General features: G+C 47.3%; 19 protein-coding genes, 1 tRNA gene and 1 pseudogene. 14 read left to right on the forward strand and 7 right to left on the reverse strand.

Annotated elements, in window-relative coordinates; all coding sequences use genetic code 11:
• The first annotated feature begins 212 nt into the window (after positions 1 to 212).
• Positions 213 to 524 (forward strand): flagellar hook-basal body complex protein FliE, encoded by a 312-nt coding sequence (gene fliE / locus LVQ79_RS09460; protein WP_232864730.1) that lies wholly within the window; start codon positions 213 to 215, stop codon positions 522 to 524.
• Between the two features lie 576 nt (positions 525 to 1,100).
• On the opposite strand, the gene LVQ79_RS09465 is transcribed toward fliE, so the two are convergent.
• A complete protein-coding gene (locus LVQ79_RS09465) occupies positions 1,101 to 1,613 on the reverse strand; it encodes an LbetaH domain-containing protein (protein WP_232864731.1) in 513 nt (170 codons plus the stop codon).
• Positions 1,614 to 1,813: 200 nt separating this feature from the next.
• On the opposite strand from LVQ79_RS09465, the gene yedD reads away from it, so the two are divergent.
• The gene (gene yedD, locus LVQ79_RS09470; protein ID WP_232864732.1) at positions 1,814 to 2,227 is read left to right on the forward strand and encodes a lipoprotein YedD; all 414 of its coding nucleotides are present in this window, start codon (positions 1,814 to 1,816) and stop codon (positions 2,225 to 2,227) included.
• Between the two features lie 46 nt (positions 2,228 to 2,273).
• On the opposite strand, the gene amyA is transcribed toward yedD, so the two are convergent.
• The 4 genes from amyA to fliD all read right to left on the reverse strand — a co-directional run bounded on the left by amyA (position 2,274) and on the right by fliD (position 6,037).
• The gene (gene amyA, locus LVQ79_RS09475; protein WP_232864733.1) at positions 2,274 to 3,761 is read right to left on the reverse strand and encodes an alpha-amylase; all 1,488 of its coding nucleotides are present in this window, start codon (positions 3,759 to 3,761) and stop codon (positions 2,274 to 2,276) included.
• Positions 3,762 to 3,863: 102 nt separating this feature from the next.
• Positions 3,864 to 4,226, reverse strand: coding sequence for a flagella biosynthesis regulatory protein FliT (gene fliT / locus LVQ79_RS09480; RefSeq protein ID WP_064512050.1), 363 nt, complete (start codon positions 4,224 to 4,226; stop codon positions 3,864 to 3,866).
• Complete coding sequence (gene fliS, locus LVQ79_RS09485; RefSeq protein ID WP_232864734.1) at positions 4,226 to 4,633, reverse strand: flagellar export chaperone FliS; 408 nt, start codon at positions 4,631 to 4,633, stop codon at positions 4,226 to 4,228. The genes fliT and fliS overlap by 1 nt, the downstream gene beginning before the upstream one ends.
• Positions 4,634 to 4,648: 15 nt before the next feature.
• Positions 4,649 to 6,037 (reverse strand): flagellar filament capping protein FliD, encoded by a 1,389-nt coding sequence (gene fliD / locus LVQ79_RS09490; RefSeq protein WP_232864735.1) that lies wholly within the window; start codon positions 6,035 to 6,037, stop codon positions 4,649 to 4,651.
• A gap of 243 nt (positions 6,038 to 6,280) precedes the next feature.
• Between fliD and LVQ79_RS09495 the strand changes: the two genes are divergently transcribed.
• The 8 genes and pseudogenes from LVQ79_RS09495 to sdiA all read left to right on the forward strand — a co-directional run bounded on the left by LVQ79_RS09495 (position 6,281) and on the right by sdiA (position 13,643).
• Positions 6,281 to 7,555, forward strand: coding sequence for a FliC/FljB family flagellin (locus tag LVQ79_RS09495; protein WP_232864736.1), 1,275 nt, complete (start codon positions 6,281 to 6,283; stop codon positions 7,553 to 7,555).
• Between the two features lie 176 nt (positions 7,556 to 7,731).
• On the forward strand, positions 7,732 to 8,451 hold the full coding sequence (locus LVQ79_RS09500) for an RNA polymerase sigma factor FliA (protein ID WP_064512046.1): 720 nt from the start codon (positions 7,732 to 7,734) through the stop codon (positions 8,449 to 8,451).
• A 149-nt stretch (positions 8,452 to 8,600) separates the two neighbouring features.
• Positions 8,601 to 9,149: pseudogene (gene fliZ / locus LVQ79_RS09505) on the forward strand (flagella biosynthesis regulatory protein FliZ); the annotation flags it as partial.
• A gap of 211 nt (positions 9,150 to 9,360) precedes the next feature.
• A complete protein-coding gene (gene tcyJ, locus LVQ79_RS09510; RefSeq protein WP_232864737.1) occupies positions 9,361 to 10,161 on the forward strand; it encodes a cystine ABC transporter substrate-binding protein in 801 nt (266 codons plus the stop codon).
• A gap of 123 nt (positions 10,162 to 10,284) precedes the next feature.
• Positions 10,285 to 11,271 (forward strand): D-cysteine desulfhydrase, encoded by a 987-nt coding sequence (gene dcyD / locus LVQ79_RS09515; protein ID WP_232864738.1) that lies wholly within the window; start codon positions 10,285 to 10,287, stop codon positions 11,269 to 11,271.
• A 25-nt stretch (positions 11,272 to 11,296) separates the two neighbouring features.
• The gene (gene tcyL / locus LVQ79_RS09520) at positions 11,297 to 11,965 is read left to right on the forward strand and encodes a cystine ABC transporter permease (RefSeq protein WP_064512043.1); all 669 of its coding nucleotides are present in this window, start codon (positions 11,297 to 11,299) and stop codon (positions 11,963 to 11,965) included.
• Positions 11,962 to 12,714, forward strand: coding sequence for an L-cystine ABC transporter ATP-binding protein TcyN (gene tcyN, locus LVQ79_RS09525; RefSeq protein WP_232864739.1), 753 nt, complete (start codon positions 11,962 to 11,964; stop codon positions 12,712 to 12,714). The genes tcyL and tcyN overlap by 4 nt, the downstream gene beginning before the upstream one ends.
• A 206-nt stretch (positions 12,715 to 12,920) precedes the next feature.
• Positions 12,921 to 13,643 carry a quorum-sensing transcriptional regulator SdiA gene (gene sdiA / locus LVQ79_RS09530; RefSeq protein WP_064512041.1) on the forward strand — a complete coding sequence of 241 codons (723 nt, stop codon included), beginning with the start codon at positions 12,921 to 12,923 and terminating at the stop codon, positions 13,641 to 13,643.
• 72 nt (positions 13,644 to 13,715) lie between these two features.
• Here the strand turns inward: sdiA and LVQ79_RS09535 are convergent, their stop codons facing one another.
• A complete protein-coding gene (locus LVQ79_RS09535; RefSeq protein WP_034458173.1) occupies positions 13,716 to 13,940 on the reverse strand; it encodes a DUF2594 family protein in 225 nt (74 codons plus the stop codon).
• A gap of 421 nt (positions 13,941 to 14,361) precedes the next feature.
• On the opposite strand from LVQ79_RS09535, the gene uvrY reads away from it, so the two are divergent.
• From uvrY to ldtA, 4 genes are all read left to right on the forward strand, one after another.
• Positions 14,362 to 15,021: a UvrY/SirA/GacA family response regulator transcription factor gene (gene uvrY, locus LVQ79_RS09540; protein ID WP_064512040.1), complete on the forward strand. Its 660-nt coding sequence runs from the start codon at positions 14,362 to 14,364 to the stop codon at positions 15,019 to 15,021.
• Positions 15,014 to 16,846 (forward strand): excinuclease ABC subunit UvrC, encoded by a 1,833-nt coding sequence (uvrC, locus tag LVQ79_RS09545; protein ID WP_232864740.1) that lies wholly within the window; start codon positions 15,014 to 15,016, stop codon positions 16,844 to 16,846. The genes uvrY and uvrC overlap by 8 nt, the downstream gene beginning before the upstream one ends.
• Before the next feature lie 57 nt (positions 16,847 to 16,903).
• Positions 16,904 to 17,461: a CDP-diacylglycerol--glycerol-3-phosphate 3-phosphatidyltransferase gene (gene pgsA, locus LVQ79_RS09550; RefSeq protein ID WP_232864741.1), complete on the forward strand. Its 558-nt coding sequence runs from the start codon at positions 16,904 to 16,906 to the stop codon at positions 17,459 to 17,461.
• Between the two features lie 151 nt (positions 17,462 to 17,612).
• The gene (gene ldtA, locus LVQ79_RS09555) at positions 17,613 to 18,548 is read left to right on the forward strand and encodes a L,D-transpeptidase (RefSeq protein ID WP_232864742.1); all 936 of its coding nucleotides are present in this window, start codon (positions 17,613 to 17,615) and stop codon (positions 18,546 to 18,548) included.
• Positions 18,549 to 18,606: 58 nt separating this feature from the next.
• On the opposite strand, the gene LVQ79_RS09560 is transcribed toward ldtA, so the two are convergent.
• Positions 18,607 to 18,682 (reverse strand) — tRNA-Asn (locus LVQ79_RS09560).
• Positions 18,683 to 18,789 lie beyond the last annotated feature (107 nt).

The raw sequence follows: 18,789 nt of genomic DNA on the forward strand, positions 1-18,789 counted from the left end.
ACCTCGCAACTGAACATAGACATCATTTTTACTATAAAGAGTGAACAAAACGAGCTCCCACAACAAAAGTTCCACATAGATGGCACCGTCATTATTTTCTTTCTCAAAAGTTTCGATGGCTGAATTAGCTCTATTTATTGACGCTAATTACCGCCTTTGTCCTATTGACAAGGTGTTAATCTTGCCGCGATAAAAATCATTGGGGCAGGGAAATGGCAATTCAGGGTATTGAAGGCGTTCTTCAGCAGTTGCAGGCAACCGCGCTATCGGCGGGAAATCCGGTTCAGAATAACGAGCCTAAAGTGAGTTTTTCCGGTGAGTTGCAGGCAGCACTTGGTCGCATCAGCGAAACACAAACCGCTGCGCGTACCCAGGCTGAAAAATTTGCCCTGGGAACTCCCGGTGTTGCGCTAAATGATGTGATGGTCGATCTACAAAAATCGTCAGTTTCGTTACAGATGGGAATTCAGGTGCGTAACAAGATGGTGTCGGCCTACCAGGAAGTGATGAACATGCAGGTTTAGTTGCTTGATCTATGAGATATATAAAAATATAGACGTACATTTTTATCACTAAAATAAGACAGCGTAGGTCAATACATATGCGCCTACGTAGAAGTGTTGTTGTGAAAAAATCTGTGGACTTGTTAATTATCATCTTTACTAACCCACGATAATCATTATTTTTTTGTCATTAATTCCTAAAAGTTACTCAAATGTAATAAATGGCTTGCTGCTTCCTGGTTCCATTTACATAATCCGCGACAGTTTATAGGGGGGTATTGTGGCAACTGTTTATTATTTTATGCTTCTGGCGTCAGGTTATACGAGTAATGTTTCATGGAACGTGACCCCCATGCCTAGCATGGACGTGTGCGAGCTCACCTTAAAAGAGGTGATGAAGGGAATTCCTGATGGAAGTTACGGTACTGTCCAGGCCCCATCTGCTGGAAAATGTATAGAAGTTCAGAAGTAAGCAAGATTTTTAAAATGATTCTAAAGGCTGACAATCGTCGGCCTTTTTCTATTTAGCCTGCCCAAAGTTGCGAAATATGAGCGGCTTAAAACATGTTTTCCGATGCTGGGTTTTGCGCTAGTTAATTAAATCGTTAACGTTTCGGGCTTTTCGATAATAACCATTTTATTGCTGGAAATGACTGTGCTATTAGACGGAACGCTTTTTAAAACCAGCGTGCCTACGCCAATTGTCACGTTGTCGCCAATTTCTATATCGTCGCCAATGATGCAGGAATGGGCGCCCATATTGACGTTGTTTCCCACTTTAAATTTGATGTCGACACCATTTTTATTGCTGCCAAGGGTGCAGAATTGCCTGATGGTAAAACCTTCTCCAATCACACAGCTTCTGTTGATAATCATTGAGTTACCGTGCCAAATCTTAAAGCCCTTGCCAATTTTTAAATGGTAAGACAGCTCTACCCCAAACAGGCCTTCATTAATAACTCGGTTGAGTATCACAAACATTAGCGAAATCGGGTAAAGCACCTTTGTTTTGGCATGAATAGTGGCCATTCTGAAAATTAAAATAATGAGCTTAGATTTGGCTGTATTGATTTTTAAGTCATATTTTAATGTGGAAAAGAAATCACGCATGGCGATATTCCTTTTAAGATTTATAAGAATAATCTTAATTCATAATCTGCAACTCGCCATTGAGTCTGGTAAAAGATTTGCTATGCCAGGGCTTGAACGGCCCGTCTTAATTTCCCGCGATTGGTTGCAAGCTACTGAAACACTGGCGGGCTAAGTGCTTTAATGCGAAAATTATTTTTTCTCCGCAGTCGGGATAGATGATGAAGAAGATTGCATTATTGACAGTGTTGCTGGCGTTGAGCGGCTGTGTGCAGGTTGATAATTACCTCGAAGTGGTTAAAACCCCAGCGCCTGCAGGACTTGCTGGTTACTGGCAGTCACAAGGCCCACAAAGTGAGATGGTGAGCCCGGAAGCGATCGCGACTCTTGTGGTCACGCCGCAAGGGGATACGCTCGATTGCCGCCAGTGGCAGCGCGTGCTTGCTCTGCCGGGTAAACTGACCGTGCGTTCAGATGACTGGTATAACGTGACCAACAAACGCGATGTTTATAGCGTTGAGCGTGAAGGCGATACGCTGGAATATGCAGGTATGACGCTGAAACGTGTTGATCGTCCGACGCAAGAATGTGCTGATTATTTGCAGAAGAACCCGCTGGATAGCAAATTACCGTAAGTGATGATTCCCTCTCCTTTAAAGGGAGAGGGAAGTTTCAGCCAATCTATAACACCTCTTCCATTACCCACACGCTGACGCTACCGCCGTTGCAGGAAAATGTCGCGCTGCCGTTTTCATCGGTGGTGACGGTTTCTTCACGGTTGCCCAGATAATCCCGCCAGTTTTTGCTGCCATAATTATCGCCAAGCGTAATGGTTTTCTCGCCTTCATCACCATTTGATAGCACCACCACGCAACCTGGATTTTCATCGGTGCCACTGCGGCTAAAAGCGATGCAATTAGGGTGATCAAAATAGAGCGTCTGCACGCCGTGAGCATAAAGTTCCCGTGCATGGATCAGGTCGTCCAGCTGTTCGATAACCGGCATGTCGATGTGGTAAGTTTCGCCATCGCCACCCTCATCGTCGTAACTTGCGCCAAATAAATCGGGATAAAACACGCTTGGCACACCGTTTTCGCGCAGCAAAATCAGCGCATAAGCTAAGGGTTTGAACCATGGCTCAACAGGTGCTTCAAGTGATTGCAGGGGTTGCGTGTCATGATTGGCAACGAGAGTCACGGCGTGGAAAGGGTCGGCTTCAACCAGCGTGCCGGTGAAAATCTGGCTCATGTCGTAATCACGACCTTGCTTTGATGCCTGGTGGAATTTCATCTGCAGTGGCGCATCAAACAGCATCGTTTTGCCATCAACCTGCGCGATATATTCCTGAAGTTTATCGACTTCATGTGACCAGTATTCCGCAACAATAAACAGCGGTTGTTCAGCCACTTCCTGAACATGTTCAATCCACTCTTTGTAGAACCACGCCGGAATGTGTTTGACCGCATCGAGGCGGAAGCCGTTACAGCCGGTTTCTTCCATGACCCAGCGCGCCCAGTACTTCAACTCTTCTGTGACGGCGTGATTGCGAAAATCGATATTCTCGCCCATTAAATAGTCAAAATTGCCGAGTTCATCATCAACCTGGTCGTTCCAGCCTTCACCGGTGTAATCGTTGATTATCTTGAAAATACCGTCTTCGTTCGGGTTTTCGATGTGGTCAACGCCACTAAAGCATTTGTAATCCCAGATAAACTTCGAATATTGACCGGCGCGGGCAGGGAAGGTGTAACGCGTCCAGGCTTCGCATTCGATAACTTCGTCGTCTATTTCATTGCGGTTTTCTTCGTTGACGCGATTGACCTGAATGCGCTCTTTCTCATCAGCGCCCATTTTATGGTTAACCACCACATCAAGCAGCACTGCGATATCGTTTTCTTTTAGGGCTTTTATTGCTGCCAGCAATTGCGCTTTATCGCCGTATTTGGTCGCCACCGATCCTTTTTGGTCGAATTCACCGAGATCAAAAAGATCGTAACAGTCATATCCCACGGAATAGCCACCGGAACTGCCTTTATAAGCCGGTGGCAGCCAGACCATATTGACGCCGATATCATTGAGAGTTGCCGCGCGTTCGGCGACTTCTGCCCACAATTGACCCCCACCGGGGTAATACCAATGGAAAAATTGCAATAAGGTTGGGTTTTTCATCGAGTCCACGCTCCAGGAGTCATTTAGCTGACCACTGGAGTATGGAAGATTTTAGGATGACTAGCGGATTAGTTACTGAATGCTTTGCAGTGTGAGGCAAAATTATTGTGGTGCATCAGGTACCAGTAACTGACCTGATAACCTTCCATACGTGTGGTTCAGGGTTTGCTGGCGTGATGACTGGCCGATTAACGAACTCAGTTCGTCCAGGCGCTGCTGTAATAAGTTTTTTAGCGCCTGCTCATTTTCCAGAATTTGTTCTAGTTTTTGCTGCAACATATCCTGCACGCTTTTCGCCGTCCCTGGTGGAATAGGGTTGGCGTTAAGCGTCTCAATGCCTTGCAGGTAAGCGACTTCCTGCTCCAGCAATAAATCCCACTCGCCGCGCTGTGCCAGTTCCAGCAACGACTGGCTTAACAGCACAACGTTCTGCCAGCGGCTGATCAGTTCTACATACGGCGACATTAGGCAGGCTCCCGCGCAGCATTCAGAGGTGAGATTTGCTTCCAGGCATCCGCAATATTGGTTAATAGCCTTTCGACCTCCTCTATTGCACTAACATCATTATGTAAATTTGCTTGCAATAGACGGCGAACCAAATAGTCGTATAGAGAAGATAAACTGTCTACTAATTCGCCACCTTGTTCATGATTGAGTCCTGCCTTCAGACCGTTATCAATAATATTGATAGCTTTGCTCAGTGCTTCACCCTTCGCTGCCACCTCTCCTTGCTGCATAAACAAGCGAGCTCTAACCAGGGCGCTTAATGCTCCATCGAAAAGCAAAACAATCAATTGATGAGGACTCGCGCTCATGACGGCGCTTTCCACACCTATCTGAGCATATGCTTGTGTACCCCGCGCGCTGTACATAATTACCCCTTGTTATCAGGAACTGCTGGATGAGAATTGTTGAGTCAGATATGAACTGGTGTTGTTCAGCTTGCTCATCATTGTATCGAGTTGCGTAAACTGAGCTTTATATCGGGCAATGGTTTCATCAATGCTGGTACTGACCGCCAGATATTGCTTAGTCAGACCTTTCAATGTGGTGTTAATACTGCTAGTAGCATTCTCAATAATACCGTCACTTGCTAGATAGCTTTTCAGCAAATTAACAGTTGTTGTGGTTATGCCTGTATTTTTGCTGTCACCGACTAGTAATTTTTGAGTATCAACGGAATTTTTGGTCAATGCAGCACCCAGTTTATCATCATCAATTTTTAGTTTGCCGGTGGTTGGGTCTTGTGCAATACCGATCTGCGCTAGGGTGCTAAAGTTTGAACCCGTATCACCCGCGGTAAACTGGGAACGAATGCCTGTCTGAATAGTGCGTACTACGCTATCGCCCAGTAAAACGCCATTTCCTGAGTTTTGGTCGGCGCCTGCTTCCACTGCACTGTATTTAGTTAGGGAGCTAAAGTTATCCAGCATTGAGTTATAAGCATCAACCCATGCTTTAATCGCAGTCGTCGCTTTATCGTTGCTTTTGGTTACCGAAACTGTTGCGTTAGTGACTTCTTTATTCAGAGTTAAGGTCACACCTTCTGGTGTATCTTTAATTGTATTGCTGCTGCTAATAACCTGAATATTGTTGATAGTAAGCTCAGCATTCTTTGCAGGTATTGTTTCTTTTAGACCTTTATCTCCAGTGATGAGTTTATCGCTCAGAGCTTGGTCACCTGTGACGGTAATTGCCATTTTGTTATCTTCCCCCGTTTCGGCAGAAGATATAACTAACTGGAATTCACCATCTTTATTCTTGATTACACTTGCAGATACACCGCTGTCGGCAACATTAATAGCATCGCGAATACCATTCAGTGAAGTTTGATCATCGCTAAGTTTAATTTCTAGTGGTTTCTCACGGCCAGGTTGGTTGATTACCAACTTACGATCAGATGACGAAGTACTGCTTTGTTTATCTGTAGCACTAGTAAGGCCGCTCGTTGCTTGCGATTGAGCTTGTGCGAGCTGTGTCACACTGATGGTGTATTTCCCAGCAGCGGCTCCAGCTGTTGTAGTTACACCTAAATCTGCAGTGCTGCTCGTGGCAATGCTACTTTTAAAGAGAGTGGCATCATTTAGTGCAGTGTTTGCGGTCTGGAATTTTTCAATTGCACTTTTAAGCGAACCGTACGCGGTGAGTTTTGCACTATAGCTGGATTGCTGCGCAGTGATCGGCGTCAGGCGGCCTTTCTCTGCTGTGCTCAGGTTGGTTAACAGTGAGTCCAGTGGCAGATTGGAACCGACCCCTAATGAAGAAACGCTAGCCATTATTATTCCCTTTTCATTACTAACAATTATTCACAGTGGTATCGGCAACAAGAGCACAAAGTTTAATGATATTTGTGCAAACTTAATGGCGGGAATAATGAAGGCGTTGCGGGTTATTTCTGCGACTAGTGAAAAAGTGAAATATTCCTAAAGTTCGAAAATAGTGTGCCGATACATGGGTAGACGGTGAGAAACCGTGGGCAACAGCCCAACCACAAAATGTGAATTGATAAGGATAAAATCATGGCACAAGTTATCAACACTAACAGCCTGTCGCTGTTGACCCAAAACAATCTGAACAAATCTCAGTCCGCTCTGGGTACTGCTATTGAGCGTCTGTCCTCCGGTCTGCGTATCAACAGCGCCAAAGATGATGCAGCAGGTCAGGCAATTGCCAATCGCTTTACAGCAAATATTAAGGGGTTAACGCAAGCTTCTCGTAATGCTAACGACGGTATTTCCGTTGCACAAACAACCGAGGGTGCATTAAACGAAATCAATAACAACCTGCAGCGCGTGCGTGAGCTTTCGGTACAGGCTGCAAATGGTTCTAACTCAGATACTGACCTTTCTTCAATCCAAGACGAAATTAACCAACGTCTTGAAGAAATCAATCGCGTATCACAACAAACTGATTTCAACGGTAAAAAAGTACTCAATCAGGATGGACAACTGACAATTCAGGTCGGTGCTAAGGATAATGAAACTATAACTATCGATCTTAAAAAAATTGATAGTACAACACTTGGCCTTGCAGATTTGAATATCACAAAAATGGGCAAATCTGTAGGCAATGGCGACACAATTAATGTGCGTCATGCTTTGGCAGCTCCAGCGGATTTTAAAGATAGCAAAACAACTGGTGGGGTTACGTTTACAGCTACCGCTGAGCTGAAACAAGACGCATCAGGGAACTATTATGCGACTGAAGACGGTACAACATTTTACGCTGCTGCAGTAGATAATAAAGCCGGTACAGTTACTATCGATAGTAATCTTCCTCCAGCTACTGTAAATGCTGCGAATCTTAAAGATGTTACTGAAGTAGGCAAAGATCTGAAAGTTGACACCACAGCGCTTGAAGCTGCAGGAAAAACCTTGGTTAGTTACAAAGATGATAAAGGTAATGCAAGTTATGCTGTTCAGTCTGTCGATGCTAATGGGGTCAGTAGTTTTGCAAAAGCAAGCATTGATGAAACAACAAAGGTAGCTTCTGCTACAACAACTGCTGTTACTTTAGGTACAACGGATCCACTTAAAAAGATTGATGCTGCATTATCTGAAGTGGACCAATTCCGTAGTTCTTTGGGTGCAATTCAAAACCGTTTCGAATCTGCAGTTACTAACTTGGGCAATACAGTAAATAACTTGACCTCTGCTCGTAGCCGTATTGAAGATGCTGACTACGCGACCGAAGTTTCTAACATGTCCCGCGCGCAGATCCTGCAGCAGGCTGGTACTTCTGTTCTTTCTCAGGCAAACCAGGTTCCGCAGGGCGTTCTGTCTCTGCTGCGTTAAGTTTCATAAAAAAACGCACATTCCTGACCAAACCCCGCGCTTGCGGGGTTTTTTCTTTATGCTTGTTACCCATAACCCCCAAATAACCCCTTATTTCACCCACTATTCTTGCGATTAAAAACCCTCCAGAAACGGATAATCATGCCGATAACTCAACTAACGCAGGGCTGTTTATCGTGAATTCACTGTATACCGCTGAAGGTGTGATGGATAAACACTCGCTGTGGCAGCGTTATGTACCGCTGGTGCGTCACGAAGCATTGCGCCTGCAGGTACGCCTGCCCGCGAGTGTGGAGCTTGACGACCTGCTACAGGCGGGCGGCATCGGGTTGTTAAACGCAGTGGACCGTTATGATGCCCTGCAAGGAACGGCATTTACTACCTACGCGGTGCAGCGCATCCGTGGGGCGATGCTTGATGAGTTGCGCAGCCGTGACTGGGTGCCACGCAGCGTCAGGCGTAACGCCCGCGGCGTTGCGCAGGCAATTGGTCAACTGGAGCAAGAGCTGGGCCGTAATGCTACCGAAACAGAAGTGGCAGACCGGTTGGATATCCCGCTCAACGAATACCGTCAGATGTTGCTCGACACCAATAACAGCCAACTCTTCTCTTATGACGAGTGGCGTGAAGAGCATGGCGATAGTATCGAACTGATTACTGAAGAGCATCAGCAGGCAAACCCGCTTCAGCAACTGTTGGAAGGGAATTTGCGTGAACGTGTGATGGGCGCAATTGATGCGTTACCCGATCGCGAAAAGATGGTGTTGACACTTTACTACCAGGAAGAGCTGAATCTGAAAGAGATTGGCGCGGTGCTGGAAGTAGGGGAGTCGCGCGTCAGTCAGTTGCACAGCCAGGCGATTAAACGTTTACGCACTAAGCTCGGTAAGTTGTAAATGCCCGTCATACTTCAAGTCGCATCTTTGTTGGCAGCGTTCACGCGCCCGAATCACTTACTGATGTAAGCTCATTGGGACTTGTTCTCTTGCCGTAGCGCTGCGACTCGAATTATTTGGGTATTTGGCGAGATAATCGGGATTACATAATGACGGTGCAGCAATTAAAAAAACGGCCATTAAGCCGTTATTTGAAAGACTTTAAACACACACAAACTCATTGTGCGCAGTGCGCAAAATTGCTCGATAGAATCACGCTTACGCGTGGGGGTGAAATTGTCAGCAAAACCGCCATCGCCCAACTTGATACCTTAATAGATGAAAATGGCTGGCAGGCTGAACGCCAGTCCTGGGCGGCACTGTGCCGTTTTTGCGGTGATTTGTACTGCAAAGAGCAGCAACACTATTTCGATATCATTGGCTTTAAAGAATACCTGTTCGAGCAAACCGAGATGAGCCACGGCACTATCCGCGAATATGTGGTGCGCCTGCGTCGTCTGGGGAATCATTTTGCCGTACAAAATATCCCTTTTCCCACATCAACTAAGGCCTTCTTCGACGATTCCCTCGAAGAATGGTTACCGCCAACCAGCACCAACAATTACCGTATTGCACTGCGCAAGTACGGGCAGTTCCAGACCGTGAACCAAAATACCCATGCCCATTTCCAGGAAAAAAAATCAACTTCTGATCATTACCCAAAAGATTTCATGTTGCAGGAAGGCGGCAAGCGAGTGAATCCCGATGAGCTTACTGTAGTAAGTGATTCGGGTGAAAGAGAGCAGCCAACGCACCTGCAACTTGAAAGATAAGGGTATATATTAAAATGGCATAACTTGTAGCGTAGTGGTTTTGATTGATTATATTAAGTCGTTACACTACATCAAATTATCGACATTCGGGGTATCTATGAAATTAGCAATGGTGGGGCGTCAGGCGCTGATGGGCGTGCTGGCTGTGGCAATGGTAGCTGGCGCGAGTGTGCAGACGTTTGCGGCGGAAAACTTACTCAATAAAGTTAAAGAACGCGGCACGTTGCTGGTTGGGCTGGAAGGGACTTACCCTCCGTTTAGCTTCCAGGGTGATGATGGCAAACTGACCGGTTTTGAAGTGGAATTTGCGGAACAACTGGCACAGCACCTGGGCGTGAAAGCCGCGCTTAAGCCGACTAAATGGGACGGCATGCTGGCGTCACTGGACTCCAAACGTATCGATGTGGTGATTAATCAGGTCACAATTTCCGATGTGCGTAAGCAAAAATATGATTTCTCCACGCCATACACCGTTTCTGGTATTCAGGCGCTGGTGAAAAAAGGCAATGAAGGCAGCATTACCGGGCCTGAGTCGCTGAAAGGTAAGAAAGTGGGTGTTGGCCTTGGGACAAACTACGAAGAGTGGTTGCGTGCCAATGTGCAGGGCGTTGATATCCGCACTTATGATGATGACCCAACCAAATATCAGGATCTGCGCGTAGGTCGTATCGATGCCATTCTGGTTGACCGCCTGGCGGCACTGGATCTGGTGAAGAAAACCAAAGATACCCTGGCAGTAGCTGGCGCTCCATTCTCTCGTCAGGAAGCGGGTGTTGCCGTTCGTAAAGGCAACGAAGACCTGGTTGATGCTATTAATAAAGGTATCGCTGAAATGCAGAAAGATGGTTCTTTAGCGAAGCTTTCCGAGAAGTGGTTTGGCGCTGACGTGACTAAGTAGTTTACGAAAGCCTGAAAAAAGGTGCTGATTTCAGCACCTTTTTTTATTTGCATTTGCGGGCATTCGGCCAGGCTCGTGCATAATGAAGAGATGTGAATTTTTAATAAGTGTATGGAGTTGCTCATGTCACTGCACAATCTGACGCGTTTCCCGCGTCTGGAATTTATTGGCGCCCCGACGCCACTCGAATATTTGCCGCGTTTTTCTGACTATCTCGGCCGCGAAATCTACATCAAGCGTGACGACACAACCCCTATGGCGATGGGCGGGAATAAGCTGCGTAAACTTGAGTTTCTGGCGGCTGACGCCTTACGTGAAGGGGCTGATGTACTGGTCACCGCAGGGGCAATTCAGTCGAATCACGTTCGCCAAACCGCAGCGGTTGCCGCAAAACTCGGCCTGAAATGTGTCGCTTTGCTGGAAAACCCGATCGGTACACAGGCAGAAAATTATCTCACCAATGGCAACCGCTTGATGCTCGACCTGTTTGATGTCGAAATTGAGATGTGTGATGCGTTGCATTCGCCGGACCAACAACTCGAAGAAATAGCCGTTCGTCTTGAAGCACAGGGTTTTCGCCCGTACGTGATTCCGGTGGGTGGGTCGAATGCACTGGGTGCGTTGGGTTATGTGGAAAGCGCGCTGGAAATCGCCCAGCAGTGCGAAGGTGCGGTGAGCGTATCGTCTGTTGTTGTTGCGTCCGGAAGCGCGGGAACGCATGCGGGGCTTGCCGTCGGGCTTGAGCAAGTGATGCCGGATGTTGATTTAATTGGCGTTACCGTGTCGCGCACCATTGCTCAGCAATTACCGAAAGTGGAAGCATTACAGCAGGCTGTGGCGCAGTCGCTTAGTGTCAGCGCAAACAATCCGATAAAACTTTGGGATGACTACTTCGCTCCGGGCTACGGCACGCCGAACGAAGAAGGGCTTGAGGCGATTAAAATTCTCGCCCGTCTGGAAGGGATACTGCTCGATCCGGTTTACACTGGCAAAGCGATGGCAGGGTTGATAGACGGCGTTGCGCAGAAGCGTTTTAAAGACGAAGGCCCGATTATCTTTATTCATACTGGTGGGGCGCCCGCGTTGTTTGCTTACCATCCCCATGTCTAAGTCATAATAAAAAAACAGGGTTACTATGCAAGAAAGTATTCAACTGGTGCTGGACTCAGCGCCATTCCTGCTCAAAGGTGCGGTGTTCACGCTGCAACTCAGCATCGGCGGTATGTTCTTTGGGTTGATTCTCGGTTTTTTACTGGCGCTGATGCGCTTGTCTCGATTCTGGCCGTTTTCACTACTTTCACGTTTCTATGTATCGATTTTTCGTGGTACGCCGTTAATCGCGCAGCTGTTTATGATCTATTACGGCCTGCCGCAGTTTGGTATCGAGCTTGATCCTATTCCGGCCGCAATGATTGGTTTGTCGTTGAATATGGCGGCATATGCATCAGAAACTCTGCGTGCTGCCATTTCATCAATTGAGAAAGGGCAGTGGGAAGCGGCGGCAAGTATCGGTATGACGCCGTGGCAAACTTTGCGCCGGGCGATTTTACCGCAGGCTGCTCGTGTGGCATTACCACCACTGAGTAATAGCTTTATCAGTCTGGTAAAAGACACCTCGCTTGCAGCCACAATTCAGGTTCCCGAGTTGTTTCGCCAGGCTCAGCTTATTACTTCGCGCACGCTTGAGGTGTTTACCATGTATCTCGCGGCTTCCTTGATTTACTGGGTGATGGCAACGGTGCTCTCTTCGTTGCAGAACTACTTTGAAAATCAACTCAATCGCCAGGACAGGGATCCAAAATGAGTGCCATCGACGTAAAACAACTGGTCAAGAAATTCCACGGGCAGACCGTGCTGCATGGCATCGATCTGGAAGTAAAAGCGGGTGAAGTGGTCGCCATTATTGGGCCAAGCGGCTCAGGTAAAACTACGTTATTACGTTGCATTAACTTGCTGGAACAGCCGGAGTCGGGAACCATCAGGGTTGGTGATATCTCCATTGATGCAGCGCTTTCGCTGAATAAGCAAAAGAATAAAGTGCGCGAACTGCGCCAGCATGTTGGTTTTGTATTCCAGAGTTTCAACCTTTTCCCGCACCGCACGGTGATTGAAAATATCATTGAAGGGCCGGTGATTGTTAAAGGTGAGCCGAAGGAAGAGGCAATAGCACGCGCCCGTGAGCTGTTGGCGAAAGTTGGCTTAAGCGGCAAAGAAACCAGTTACCCGCGCCGCCTTTCAGGTGGCCAGCAACAGCGCGTAGCGATTGCCCGCGCGCTGGCGATGCGCCCGGAAGTGATTCTGTTTGATGAGCCAACTTCAGCACTCGATCCGGAGCTGGTTGGGGAAGTGTTGAGCACAATCCGCCAGTTGGCTGAAGAGAAGCGAACCATGGTGATAGTGACCCATGAAATGAGCTTTGCTCGTGATGTTGCTGACCGAGCTATTTTCATGGACCAGGGACGCATTGTGGAGCAGGGGCCGGCTCGTGAGTTGTTTGCTAACCCTAAGCAGGCTCGTACCCAGCAATTTCTTGAAAAGTTCCTTACGCAGTAGCTTGAATGGCCCCAATCGGGGCCATTATTTATAGTCAATTAACCCTGTAATTAATAAGCGTTATAAATAAAAAATAACTATTGAGTAATGATTTTCAATATTCAGCTGTTGTTGCAGTTAAATCATATAAATAATTTTGGTAAATGTGATAGCGTTAAGCATTACATTCGAAAATGAATTCAATGTCAGGAGATTCGCCAGATATAATGGATGATCGTAACTTTTTTAGCTGGCGGCTGGATGCGCTTAATATCTTCCAGTCTGTCACTCAGGCTGATGAAATAACAAAAATTCTGCATCAGCAAACTGAGCTGTTGGAGTTTGACTATTACTCGCTATGTATACGTCACCCGGTGCCATTTACTCGTCCTAAAACCTCTTTAAGATCGTCCTATCCGCAGAGCTGGCTCGACCACTACCATGCAGAAAACTACTTCGCGATTGATCCAGTGCTGCGCCCGGAAAATTTCATGCGTGGTCATCTTCCCTGGGATGACGAGCTTTTTAGTGATACCCCACAGTTCTGGGATGCGGCAAGGGATCACGGCCTGCGCCGCGGCATTAGCCAGTGTGTAATGGCACCTAACCGGGCAATTGGTTTTTACTCAGTTTCACGTACTCAGGGCAAAGGGAAAGTATTACCTGGCGATGAGCTTCAGTTACGCCTGCAGTATTTGGGTGAATTGAGCCTGATGACATTAACGCGTCTCAACGATCCGTCTATGGATGCGCTGACATTAAAACTCAGCAAGCGCGAGCGGGAAATATTGCAGTGGACGGGCGAAGGAAAAACATCGGCTGAAATAGCTATTATTTTGTCGATATCAGAAAATACCGTCAATTTTCATCAGAAAAATATGCAGAAGAAATTTAACGCGCCAAATAAAACACAAATTGCCTGTTATGCGGCAGCGATTGGAATAATTTGAAAGGGGAGTTAATTCGATGACTCTTCAATGAAACGGCTGGAGAAACATTCCTCATCCAGCCGCCTTTAACGATTACTGACGGTAAGCCTGTTTAATTTGCTTAACAGTATTACCAAAGACTTCTGCGTGCGCCGAGTCATCCATCTGAGCAATTTGCTTTTCCATTTTAATGATAACCTTGCCTGCATCGGCTTGGCCCATGGCTTTCAGCATCTGAGTCAGCATAGCTTTCAGGCAGGTAACTTCAATAGCCAGTTCACTACTGTTGTCTGCGGTGGAAAAATCAGGAGTGCTCATTTGTGTTCCTCGGTCTCGGTTGGTACACCGTTGAATTGTGTAACGGTTTCGTAAGGCGGCGGAGTATAGCACAATCGTAAACCATTTTATTAGTGCTAACGCTAATCGTGCGGGTTGTTATCTGTACAATGCTGTTAAATTGTTTTGATTATGTTTGTTTGTGGTTAAATGTTGCGGTTTATAAGCATTATTTAATACGTCTAATATTAATGGATTATCGTTTTTTTTAATGTGAAAAGCATTTTTATTATTTAAAGACATAAATTAATCAAATTGCTTGTACAGTTTCCACTGTACAATTAAATTTCCAAAAACAGTGGAAACTCTGAAAATCTGTTTTTGCATTTTAAAGTTACCGGAAAACCCGTTAATATAGCGTGATAATTTTTAGTAGCGTAATTCCTTTTCTGGAGAGTCCCCTTTGATCAACGTACTTCTTGTTGATGACCACGAACTGGTGCGCGCAGGGATACGACGCATTCTTGAAGATATCAAAGGGATCAAGATATCAGGTGAAGCAAATTGCGGTGAGGATGCCGTTAAGTGGTGCCGTAGCCATCAGGTTGATGTTGTCCTGATGGACATGAACATGCCGGGCATTGGCGGCCTTGAAGCAACACGCAAAATCGCGCGATATTCAACTGATATCAAAGTGATTATGCTGACTATTCACACTGAAAATCCGCTACCTGCGAAAGTCATGCAGGCTGGTGCTGCGGGTTATTTAAGTAAAGGTGCGGCACCGCAGGATGTTGTTAATGCGATTCGCTCAGTAAACGCGGGTCAGCGTTACATTGCATCAGACATCGCCCAACAGATGGCGTTAAGCCAGATTGAACCGGAAAAAACGGACACACCGTTTGCCAGTTTGTCTGAGCGTGAATTACAGATTATGCTGATGATCACCAAAGGCCAGAAGGTCAATGAGATCTCTGAGCAGCTTAGTCTGAGCCCAAAAACGGTCAATAGTTACCGTTACCGCATGTTTAGTAAACTGAATATCAGTGGCGATGTTGAGCTGACACACCTGGCCATTCGTCATGGTTTATTTAGTGCGGAGACGTTAATCAGTAGTGAGTGAAATCTTTGACCCACGAGCTTTTCTCAAGACAGTAACCAGCCAACCTGGCGTCTATCGTATGTATGACGCCAGTGAGACGGTTATTTACGTTGGTAAAGCCAAAGACCTGAAAAAACGCCTGTCGAGCTACTTCAGGAGCAATCTTGCCAGCCGTAAAACGGAAGCTCTGGTTGCGCTCATCCAGCATATCGACGTGACGGTAACCCATACCGAGACAGAAGCGCTGCTGCTTGAGCATAACTACATCAAGCTTTATCAGCCTCGTTATAACGTATTGCTGCGTGATGACAAATCCTATCCTTTCATTTTCCTGAGCGGTGATACTCACCCGCGGCTTGCTATGCATCGTGGGGCGAAACATGCGAAGGGTGAATATTTCGGGCCATTCCCAAACGGCTACGCAGTACGCGAAACGCTGGCGTTATTACAAAAAATCTTCCCGATTCGTCAGTGCGAAAACAATGTCTATCGCAATCGCTCTCGTCCATGTTTGCAATACCAGATTGGGCGCTGTCTTGGGCCGTGTGTTGCGGGTTTGGTCAGTGAAGAGGATTACGCCCGGCAGGTGGAATATGTGCGCTTGTTTCTGTCAGGAAAAGACGATCAGGTTTTGAACCAATTGATCGCCAGAATGGAAGAGGCGAGCAAAAACCTGGAATTTGAAGCCGCTGCGCGAATTCGTGACCAGATTCAGGCAGTCCGCCGTGTGACTGAAAAACAGTTTGTCTCTAATACCGGCGACGATCTGGATGTGATCGGCGTGTCGTTTGATTCGGGTATGGCGTGTGTACACGTGCTGTTTATCCGCCAGGGTAAAGTATTGGGCAGCCGCAGTTACTTTCCGAAAGTACCCAATGGCACGGAACTGTCAGAAGTGGTTGAAACTTTTGTTGGCCAGTTCTATTTGCAGGGCAGCCAGATGCGCACCTTGCCTTCTGAAATTCTGCTCGACTTCAATTTGCCGGATAAAAACCTGCTTTCAGACTCCCTGACGGAACTGGCGGGGCGGCGCATCAACGTGCAGACCAAGCCACGAGGCGATCGCGCTCGTTACCTTAAACTTGCCCGAACTAATGCGGCTACCGCACTGGTGACGCGTCTGGCGCAGCAGTCGACTATCCACCAACGCCTGGCGGCGCTCGCCAATGTGCTGGAGCTGCCAGCGATTAAAAGGATGGAGTGCTTCGACATCAGCCACACCATGGGTGAGCAGACTATCGCTTCTTGTGTCGTTTTTGATGCGAACGGGCCAGTACGTGCCGAATATCGACGCTATAACATTGAAGGGATTACACCTGGCGATGACTATGCCGCGATGAACCAGGTATTGCGTCGTCGTTACGGTAAAACTATCGATGAAAGTAAAATCCCGGACGTTATCCTGATTGACGGTGGCAAGGGGCAACTCGGCCAGGCAAAAACCGTCTTTGCAGAACTTGATGTGGAGTGGGATAAAAATCATCCGCTGTTGCTCGGCGTGGCAAAAGGCGTGGACCGCAAAGCTGGACTTGAGACGTTGTTCTTCGAGCCAGAAGGGGAAGGGTTCTCACTGCCGCCAGATTCTCCTGCCTTGCATGTTATCCAACATATCCGTGATGAATCGCACGACCATGCCATTTCCGGGCATCGTAAAAAACGCGCAAAAGTGAAAAATACCAGTGCGTTGGAGACAATCGAAGGGGTTGGGCCAAAACGTCGCCAGATGTTGTTGAAATATATGGGGGGATTGCAACCATTAAAGAATGCATCCGTAGAAGAAATTGCAAAAGTGCCAGGCATCTCGCAAGCGTTGGCAGAAAAGATCTTCTACTCGTTGAAACATTAAGGGCTCTGTAGCAACATAGAGACAATTTCCACTTACGACAGACAGTTAACCAGCACTATGCAATTTAATATTCCGACATTGCTTACTCTGTTTCGTATCGTCCTTATCCCATTCTTTGTGCTGGCTTTTTATCTGCCGTTCAGTTGGGCACCTTTCCTATGCGCGTTTATCTTCTGGTTCGCTGCAATAACAGACTGGTTTGATGGCTATCTGGCGCGGCGCTGGAATCAAAGCACGCGTTTTGGAGCATTCCTTGATCCGGTAGCGGATAAAGTCATGGTCGTCGTTGCGCTGGTGCTAGTGGTGGAACACTACCACTCATGGTGGGTGACGCTACCTGCGGCCACTATGATTGCCCGTGAAATTATTATCTCTGCGTTACGCGAATGGATGGCTGAAATTGGCAAGCGCAGCAGCGTTGCTGTTTCCTGGATTGGTAAGTCCAAAACCATGGCACAAATGCTGGCGTTGATCGGTATGCTCTGGCGTCCAAATATGTGGATTGAGTATGCGGGGATCGGTTTATTCTTTATCGCTGCGGTACTAACTTTCTGGTCAATGTTCCAGTATTTAAAAGCGGCAAGTAAAGATCTGCTCGATAGTTCAGGCACTTAATAACCGTATCAGACACAAGAGATGAGCTCCTGTCGGGCTCATCTCTTAAAAGCACCAAACTCCCCCCAGTTCCAAATACCGAAATCCTCACTGAATCTCAATAGAAGGTTATATTTAACCTATCGATACCATGTACGATAATAGGGAAATTATGATTCGCTTATCCTCGCTTGCCCTTGTGCTTGCCGCCGTTACCAGTAGCGCCCAGGCCGTTACCTATATGCTTCCACCTGAGGGTAGCCGCTTGGTCGGCTCGCCGCTAACCGTTAGCGTACCTGAAGGGAATACCCAGCCGCTAGAGTACTTCGCCGCGTTATATGGGCAGGGGCTAAGCAATATGCTGGAAGCCAATCCAGGGGTCGATCCATTTTTGCCAAAAGCCGGTACCCAGTTGACGATTCCGCAACAAGTGATTTTGCCAGATACCGTACGCCAGGGCGTCGTGATTAACGTCGCCGAAATGCGGCTTTACTACTATCCGGATCAGAGCAACACGGTTGAGATCTTCCCCATTGGCATTGGACAGGCTGGGCGAGAAACCCCGCGTAACTGGGTGACGAGGGTTGAGCGTAAGCAGGAAGCTCCAGGCTGGACACCAACACCGAATACCCGACGCGAATACGCGAAAGAAGGGAAAACTCTGCCAGCGTACGTGCCACCGGGTGAGGATAACCCGATGGGGCTGTATGCGATTTACATCGGCAAGCTTTACGCTATTCACGGCACGAATGCCAACTTTGGTATCGGCCTGCGCGTTAGCCAGGGGTGCATCCGCCTTCGCAAAGATGACATTAAGTATCTGTTTGATAATGTGCCGGTGGGGGCGCGTGTGCAGCTGATTGATCAGCCGGTGAAAGCAACTGTCGAACCGGACGGAAGGCATTGGCTGGAAGTGCATGAGCCTCTGTCCCGTAACCGTGCGGAGTTTGAATCTGACAAGAAAGTGCCGCTACCCATGACACCAACTCTGCGCGATATGACGCAAGGTTCTGGCGTAGATGCAGGCATGGCGAGCGCAGCGTTGACCCGTCGTTCCGGGATGCCGGTGCCAATTAGTATTGAATCTGGAAAAGCCGGTCAGCTATAAAACGCAAATTCTAAAAAGCAAAAAGCCCGCTTAGTTTCCTAAGCGGGCTTCTCTAATATGGCTCCTCTGACTGGACTCGAACCAGTGACATACGGATTAACAGTCCGCCGTTCTACCGACTGAACTACAGAGGAATCGGTTAACGGGGCGCATAGTAACTAGCGGCTACTGGGTTGTCAAAGGCTGATTAGGTGAAATGTGTTTGATTGCTGTTTTAATCATCAAAAAGAAGAAAGGAGCC

This window comes from Buttiauxella cochleicola, assembly GCF_021282405.1.
In the GTDB taxonomy this organism is placed as follows: Bacteria; Pseudomonadota; Gammaproteobacteria; order Enterobacterales; family Enterobacteriaceae; genus Buttiauxella; species Buttiauxella massiliensis.